The following is an 8,100-nucleotide window of genomic DNA, read 5'->3' as shown; positions in this document are numbered from 1 at the left end:
AGCTGGTCTCCATTGATGAGCACCTGCTGGACTTTTGAATAATTCCCAGTCAAAACCAAATAAATTTTCAAAATAATTATTACTCCATTTGGTTGGTGTTGTTGTCCACGCACCTTCCAATCCGCTTGTAATGGTATCGCCTGCTTTACCGGTACCAAAAGTATTTTTCCAACCTTTACTTTGTTCCTCGATACCTGCAGCAGCTGGTTCAACACCAACATATTTATTTGGATCTGCAGCGCCGTGTGTTTTACCTAAGGTGTGGCCTCCGGCTATAAGCGCAACTGTTTCTTCATCATTCATTGCCATTCGGGCAAAAGTTTCGCGAATATCACGAGCTGCCAATAATGGATCAGGATTTCCGTTTGGACCTTCTGGATTAACATAAATCAATCCCATTTGAACAGCTGCCAATGGATTTTCTAATTCTCTGTCACCCGAATATCTTTTATCGTCTAACCATTCTTTCTCTGAACCCCAATAAATATCTTCTTCCGGTTCCCATACATCTGTTCTTCCTCCTGCAAAACCAAAAGTCTTAAAACCAGCTGATTCCAAACCACAGTTTCCAGCAAGAATCATTAAATCTGCCCAAGAAATTTTTCTTCCGTATTTTTGTTTTATTGGCCATAACAACAACCGTGCTTTGTCAAGATTTCCGTTATCTGGCCAACTGTTTAGAGGTGCAAAACGTTGCGTTCCTGAACCAGCACCACCACGACCATCTGCCGTTCTATATGTTCCAGCACTATGCCAAGCCAGACGAATAAAAAACCCAGCGTAACTACCATAATCAGCTGGCCACCAATCTTGAGAGGTAGTCATCAAGTCAAGAATATCTTTCTTTAAAACAGCTAAATCTAGAGATTTGAATTCAGTTGCATAGTCAAACGAATCTCCCATTGGATTCGAAAGTGAAGAATTTTGACGAAGAATATTCAATTTTAACTGATTGGGCCACCAATCAATGTTTTTTGTTCCGTTTCCAGCACTGTGTTTAGATGTAGTAGCCCCAGAAAAAGGACATTTACTTTCTTCATTAATGCTGTAGGATGTCTTACTAGGATTTGCGTTATTTTCCATAATTTTATTAATTTTAATTTGAACGTAAATTTATCGAAAAAAACCGGTTTTAAACTTAATTTTCATAAATAAAAACTATAGTTTAATAGTATATCGTTTATCCAATTAACATAATCGGAAATCGGAAATCAAAAAACTATAAATCGTAAATAAATTTTCATACTTTTGAGGCACATTAAAAAAAAGAAAAAAAAGTATGGCATCAATAACATTAGGAGGAAATCCAATTCAAACCTCAGGTGAATTACCTAAAGTTGGCACAAAACTATCCGATTTTAAATTAGTAAAAAGCGATCTTTCGATTGCTACACTTACTGATTTTTTAGGAAAAAAATTAGTTTTAAATATTTTTCCAAGCATCGATACCGGAACTTGTGCTAGCTCTGTAAGGAAATTTAATGCGAGTGCTGCTCAATTTGAAAACACCTCCGTATTATGTATTTCCAGAGATTTACCTTTTGCCCAAAAACGTTTTTGTGGTGCTGAAGGAATCGAAAACGTGATTAATCTATCTGATTTTCAAAACGGTAGTTTTGGAAAAATCAACGGTTTAGAAATTACCGAAGGAGTATTAGCCGGTTTACATTCAAGAGCCATCATTGTTGTCGATGAAAACGGAAGCATTGTTCATACGGAACAAGTATCAGAAATCGCAAACGAACCTAATTACGAAGCTGCTTTAGCAGTACTTTAAAATTTAGAAATGAAATTTCAAAAAGACAACTCCTTTTTTAGCGGAAGACTAAAAAGCATTTCCTTCGCAATAAAAGGTGCCTTAAAATTGATTACAACCGAACATAGTGTGATGGTGCAATTTAGTATTGCTGTAGTGATGACAATTGCTGGTTTTTACTTTACTATTACAAAAACCGAATGGTTGTTTCAAATTTTATCTATTGGTTTAGTGATGAGTATCGAAGGATTGAATACGGCTATCGAAAAAGTGGCCGATTTTATACATCCTAACTATCACGAACGAATAGGATTTATTAAAGATATTGCCGCCGGAGCGGTTCTATTTGCAGCTTTCACCGCAATCACAATTGGATTAATTATATATATTCCAAAAATTTTATAGGAAACAGTACAATTAAAGAATGGCAAAAACAGTAAAAAAAGTAGCTCCAGACAAGAAAATTGATTCAAAATCTGAGGCACGAAAATCTTGGGAAATGTCTAAACAATATAAAATTGTTTTAGGCTCGCTTTTGGTATTGTTTTCAATCGCTTTATTACTAGCTTTCATTTCCTTTTTCATATACGGACAACAGGATCAAAGTGCTGTAAACGAACTAACCGACAGAGGTGACGTTGTTCAAAATTGGTTGGGTAAATTTGGGGCTTTTCTAGCAGATTTAATCGTTTATAAAGGCTTCGGAATTGCTTCTTTTTTGTTTGTTCGATTATTTTTCCTGACGGGTATATTTTTAATATTGGATATTTCCTTAAAGAAACTGAAGAACATTTGGTTTTGGGACTTGTTCGTTCTTATCATCTTATCAGTATTATTTAGTTTTTTTGCCACTTCCCTTCCCGAGTTGGGCGGAACCATTGGTTATGAACTGAATTTGTTTTCTCAAGATTACATTGGCAATACAGGCACTTTGCTTGTTTTAATTTTTGGACTCATCATTTACTTAATTTTCAAAATTAAAGTATCTCCCGAAAAAATAAAATCCTTTTTTGAAAGCACCAAGAAAGAAATTAAATCAGATATAGGTTCTACGAATATTAACTCCAATGCTTATAACTTAGAAGAATATGCCGTTGAAGACCCAGAGGATGTATCAGAGGAAATTCATTTGAAAACAACTGGGTCTCAATTCGAATTAAACAAAGAAGCCTTAAAACCAACGATCAATAATCCTTCGGAAATTAGTTTAAAAACGATTCCGATGGAAGTGGTTCCCTCACACGAACCCGAAATTATCCTAACTGATGATGATCATTTTGTAATCGAAAAGGCTACCGAAGAAGATATTATAGAAGAAAACTTGGCTTCAAAATTAGTTGCCGATTTTGGACTATTCGACCCTACTTTGGATTTATCCAATTACAAATACCCAACAATTGATTTATTAAAAGAATATTCAACTGGCGGAATCACTATCAACCAGGAAGAACTAGAAGACAATAAAAACAGGATTGTTGAAACGCTTCGCAATTATAAAATTGAAATTGCACAAATTAAAGCCACTGTTGGTCCATCGGTTACATTATATGAAATCGTGCCCGAAGCTGGAATTCGAATTTCAAAAATAAAGAGTTTAGAAGACGATATAGCTTTGTCATTATCCGCATTGGGGATTCGTATCATTGCTCCCATTCCAGGAAAAGGAACCATCGGAATCGAAGTTCCCAACAAGAATCCGACAATGGTTTCTATGAAAAGCGTCATTGGTTCAGCTAAATTTCAAGAGGCAGAAATGGAATTACCTATTGCTTTGGGAAAAACCATTTCTAACGAAACTTTCGTGGTCGATTTGGCTAAAATGCCTCACTTATTAATGGCCGGAGCAACAGGACAAGGAAAATCTGTTGGTCTAAATGCTGTGATTACTTCTTTATTATACAAAAAACATCCTGCTGAAATCAAGTTTGTTTTGGTCGATCCAAAAAAGGTGGAGTTAACTCTTTTTAATAAAATTGAAAGACATTATTTAGCCAAACTACCCGATTCAGAAGACGCCATAATCACAGACAATGCCAAAGTAGTCAATACCTTAAATTCGCTTTGTGTAGAAATGGATAATCGCTATTCATTGTTGAAAGATGCGATGGTTCGAAACATCAAGGAATACAACGACAAATTCAAATCAAGAAAATTAAATCCTGAAAATGGACATCGTTTTCTACCTTATATTGTATTGGTTGTAGATGAATTTGCCGATTTGATTATGACCGCTGGGAAAGAAGTTGAAACTCCCATTGCGCGATTAGCACAATTAGCCCGAGCGATTGGAATCCACCTGATTATTGCAACACAAAGACCATCAGTCAACGTAATTACAGGTTTAATCAAGGCCAATTTTCCTGCGAGAATTGCTTTTAGAGTAACTTCAAAAATTGATTCTCGAACCATTCTTGATGGACAAGGTGCCGATCAATTGATAGGTAGAGGTGATATGCTTTATACAAATGGAAATGATGTAGTACGTGTGCAATGCGCTTTTATTGATACTCCAGAAGTGGAAAAAATCACAGAATTTATTGGTTCCCAAAAAGCCTACGCAACTGCTTATTTACTTCCAGAATTTATTGGAGAAGAAAGTGGCATTAATCTTGATGTTGATATTTCTGAAAGAGATACTTTGTTTAGAGAAGCTGCCGAAGTTATTGTAAATGCACAACAAGGTTCGGCTTCCTTGTTACAAAGAAAACTAAAATTGGGTTACAACAGAGCCGGGAGGTTGATTGATCAACTTGAAGCCGCTGGAATTGTTGGCCCTTTTGAAGGTAGTAAAGCGCGAAGTGTAAATATTTTAGACATGAGTTCTCTTGATCAATTTTTCAATAATGAACAGTCCTAATGATTGTTTACGAACGCCATTATAACTCATTGTGTGTTTAAACATGCTTTAATAAAAATTATAATAAATGATACTTCAAATACAAAAAATCCAACTCAAATTTATCATTATCCCGTTTTTGCTCCTGTTTAGCTTTTCGGTTCAAGCTCAGAATAAAGAGGCAAAAAATCTTTTAGATCAGGTGACATCAAAAGTAAAAAGCTACGATAATATTGTAATTGATTTTAAATATTCCTTGAATAATGTCAAAGAGAACATCAATCAAGACAGCAAAGGAAATGTAACCATGAAAGACAACCAATACATTTTAAATTTCATGGGTGTTACCAAAATTTTTGACGGAAAAAAAAGCTACACCATAATTCCTGAAGATGAAGAAATAACAATTTCGACAGTCGACGAAAAAGACGATAATGCCATTACTCCCTCAAAAATGTTAACTTTTTTTAATTCTGGCTACACCTACAAGATAGGTGATTTACAAGACATTAAAGGTAGAAAAATTCAATACATAAAACTTTTACCTACCAGCGCTAAAGATCAAAGAAAAGAGATATTATTAGGTATAGATGTTCAGACTAAACACATTTACAATTTGATAGAAATAGGCAAGAAAGGAACAAAAACCACATTGACCGTTAATTCTTTTAAAACCAATCAACCTTTGTCGAAAAATCAATTTACCTTTGCTGAAAGTAAATATCCAAATTACTACATCAATAAATTAGATTAAACCCTAGGTGAAAATTCTCGACAAATATTTATTAAAAACCTTCCTGACTACATTTACCTTGGTATTTGTAATCTTGTTTTTCATATTCATTCTTCAGACTGTTTGGCTTTTTATAGCAGAATTAGCTGGAAAAGACTTGGATTTAACCATGGTTATCAAATTTTTATTGTTTGCCATGCCCCGGATCATTCCGCTGGTATTGCCCTTGTCTGTTTTACTGGCCTCAATAATGACTTTTGGAAACTTAGCTGAAAACTATGAATTTGCCGCTATGAAATCAGCAGGGATTTCATTACAAAGAGCTATGAAAAGCTTAATTATTTTTATATCCATATTAAGTATAGTGGCCTTCCTTTTTGCTAATAACGTCATTCCCTACGCTGAATATAAATTTATCAATTTCAGGAAAAACATTGCGCAATTAAAACCCGCTTTAGCTATTGCCGAAGGACAATTTAGTGATGTGGGCTTGTATAACATCAAAGTCAATAAAAAATCGGGTGTAAACGGAAATACATTAACGGGGATAACCATTCATAAAAAATCTCAAATTGCCGGTGGTAGTAAAACGGTAATCAAGGCCAAAAATGGCGAATTGATAAGCAGCGAAAAGTCTAGTACATTAAAGTTAGTATTGCATGACGGATATTATTATGAAGACCTCCTTCTTAAAAAATATGAAGACTGGAATAAAATGCCTTTTGCAAAAAGTTCCTTTAAAAAATATACGATTAACATTGACTTAACTAAATTGAATACAGTTAATGTGGATGATGCAAGCATCACCAGTACCAATACAATGCTAAACTTAAGCGAATTGTCCTATACGCTAGATTCGTTGAACAAGACCATAAAAACTGATATTTTGTCGTTTTCAGAAAACATTAGTCAACGGATTAGAATTAATAAAAATTCTAAAATAATAAGTCCTCCAAAAAACAAGCCTCTTCCAAATAATTTATTGTCATTGTATACTAATGAGCAAAAATTAAAAATCTTGGAAATGGCCAACAGTAACATTGAAAGTACCCTATATTCTATCAATGGAACCAACACAGAACTAGAATACAAACAGAAAAATATCAACGGTCACTTGCTAGCATTCTATGACAAATTTGTAATAGCGTTTGCTTGTTTCCTAATGTTTTTTATTGGAGCCCCATTAGGTGCTATTATTAGAAAAGGAGGCCTTGGATTACCAATAGTTTTTGCTGTTTTAATCTTTATTTCTTTTCATTTTATCAATACTTTTGGCAAACGAATAGCACAAGAAGACGAACTTTCACCCTTTGTAGGTGCTTGGCTGTCCACGTTAATTCTGTCACCACTAGCTATTTTATTGACCTATAGAGCTACGAATGATATTGGGTTAATTAACTTGGATGTTTTTCTGGCTCCTTTTCAAAGAATATTAAAAAAAATGTTTCCATCTCCAAAATAAACACAATTATGGCTACTAGAAAAATACAACTCAACACCATTGAAGAGGCTATCGAAGACATTCGTCAAGGCAAAGTCATCATTGTTGTTGATGATGAAGGACGAGAAAACGAGGGCGATTTTCTTGCTGCTGCCGAAAAGGTAACGCCAGAAATGATCAATTTCATGGCTACTCACGGTCGCGGATTGATTTGCGCACCTTTGACTGAAAGTCGTTGTAAGGAATTGGGATTGCATGCAATGGTAAATAACAATACCGATCCGTTAGAGACTGCCTTTACAGTTTCGGTAGATTTGAGAGGAAATGGAGTGACCACAGGTATTTCTGCTTCGGATAGAGCCGCTACAATATTAGCTTTGGCTAACCAAAATACAAAAACACATGATCTCGCCAGACCAGGACACATATTTCCATTAATTGCTAAACAAGGAGGTGTTTTAAGACGCACCGGGCATACTGAGGCTGCTATAGATTTTGCGCGATTAGCAGGCTTTAAATCGGCTGGTGTGATTGTAGAAATCATGAATGAGGATGGAACAATGGCACGATTACCCCAATTGATCAAAGTGGCCAAGAAATTTGATTTAAAAATTGTTTCCATTGAGGATTTGGTAGCTTATAGAATGCAACACGACAGTCTAATTATTAAGAAAGAGGATTTTGAGATAGAAACTCGTTTTGGTACCTTTCGATTAAGGGCTTACCTGCAAACCACCAATAATCGCATACATGTTGCCTTGACAAAAGGAACTTGGAATATTGGCGAATCAGTATTAACGCGTATTAACGCCACCTTGATCAACAACGACATCTTGGGTACGCTCACCAATGATGCCAATAAAAAACTTTGTGATCTTTTCGAAATAATCAATACTGACGGCAAAGGTGCCGTATTATTTATCAATCAGGAATCGCAATCCGGAGATTTATTGAACCGCATTGTTGAATTGAAAGAATTGCAAACCAAGGGCATTTTCAAGGCGGCGCAAATCAAAATGGACAATCGGGATTTTGGGATTGGCGCGCAGATTTTGCACGACATCGACATCTCGAAGATCCGCTTGCTGTCGAACACCCAGCAAACCAAGCGCGTGGGGATGATAGGCTACGGTTTAGAAATAGAAGAATACGTGAAGTATTAGTTCTTTTTGCCGGATTGGGGAAGGGCGTTTTTGGATTAAAACCAAGAAAATGAAACGATTAAAAAACAGCTGATGAAATAGTCATTCTTTTTATAAAAATAGTTTTTGTAAAACAAAAAAAGGTTCTTATATTTGCAACCGCATTGAGAAATCGAATGCGTCTTATTGGAG

At 35.3% G+C, this 8,100-nt stretch carries 7 protein-coding genes; 6 read left to right on the top strand and 1 reads right to left on the bottom strand.

Annotated elements, in window-relative coordinates; translation table 11 throughout:
- On the bottom strand, nucleotides 1-1,083 hold a 1,083-nt coding region (locus AABM59_RS09985; protein WP_338408823.1), incomplete at its 3' end, for a peroxidase family protein.
- A gap of 196 nt (nucleotides 1,084-1,279) precedes the next feature.
- Here AABM59_RS09985 and tpx point away from each other — a divergent pair.
- The 6 genes from tpx to ribB all read left to right on the top strand — a co-directional run bounded on the left by tpx (nucleotide 1,280) and on the right by ribB (nucleotide 7,929).
- Entirely contained in the window at nucleotides 1,280-1,777 is a 498-nt protein-coding gene (gene tpx, locus AABM59_RS09980; protein WP_338408822.1) for a thiol peroxidase, read from the top strand.
- Between the two features lie 9 nt (nucleotides 1,778-1,786).
- Entirely contained in the window at nucleotides 1,787-2,161 is a 375-nt protein-coding gene (locus tag AABM59_RS09975) for a diacylglycerol kinase family protein (protein WP_338408821.1), read from the top strand.
- Between the two features lie 19 nt (nucleotides 2,162-2,180).
- Nucleotides 2,181-4,613 (top strand): DNA translocase FtsK, encoded by a 2,433-nt coding sequence (locus AABM59_RS09970; protein ID WP_338408820.1) that lies wholly within the window; start codon nucleotides 2,181-2,183, stop codon nucleotides 4,611-4,613.
- Nucleotides 4,614-4,680: 67 nt separating this feature from the next.
- Complete coding sequence (locus tag AABM59_RS09965) at nucleotides 4,681-5,346, top strand: outer membrane lipoprotein carrier protein LolA (protein WP_338408819.1); 666 nt, start codon at nucleotides 4,681-4,683, stop codon at nucleotides 5,344-5,346.
- Nucleotides 5,347-5,353: 7 nt separating this feature from the next.
- Complete coding sequence (locus tag AABM59_RS09960; RefSeq protein ID WP_338408818.1) at nucleotides 5,354-6,787, top strand: LptF/LptG family permease; 1,434 nt, start codon at nucleotides 5,354-5,356, stop codon at nucleotides 6,785-6,787.
- Between the two features lie 8 nt (nucleotides 6,788-6,795).
- The gene (gene ribB, locus AABM59_RS09955; RefSeq protein ID WP_338408817.1) at nucleotides 6,796-7,929 is read left to right on the top strand and encodes a 3,4-dihydroxy-2-butanone-4-phosphate synthase; all 1,134 of its coding nucleotides are present in this window, start codon (nucleotides 6,796-6,798) and stop codon (nucleotides 7,927-7,929) included.
- The last annotated feature ends 171 nt before the right edge of the window (nucleotides 7,930-8,100 follow it).

Source organism: uncultured Flavobacterium sp., assembly GCF_963925185.1.
Lineage (GTDB): Bacteria > Bacteroidota > Bacteroidia > Flavobacteriales > Flavobacteriaceae > Flavobacterium.
The sequence above is the reverse complement of the archived record's forward strand: the minus strand, read 5'-3'. Positions and strand labels throughout refer to the sequence as shown.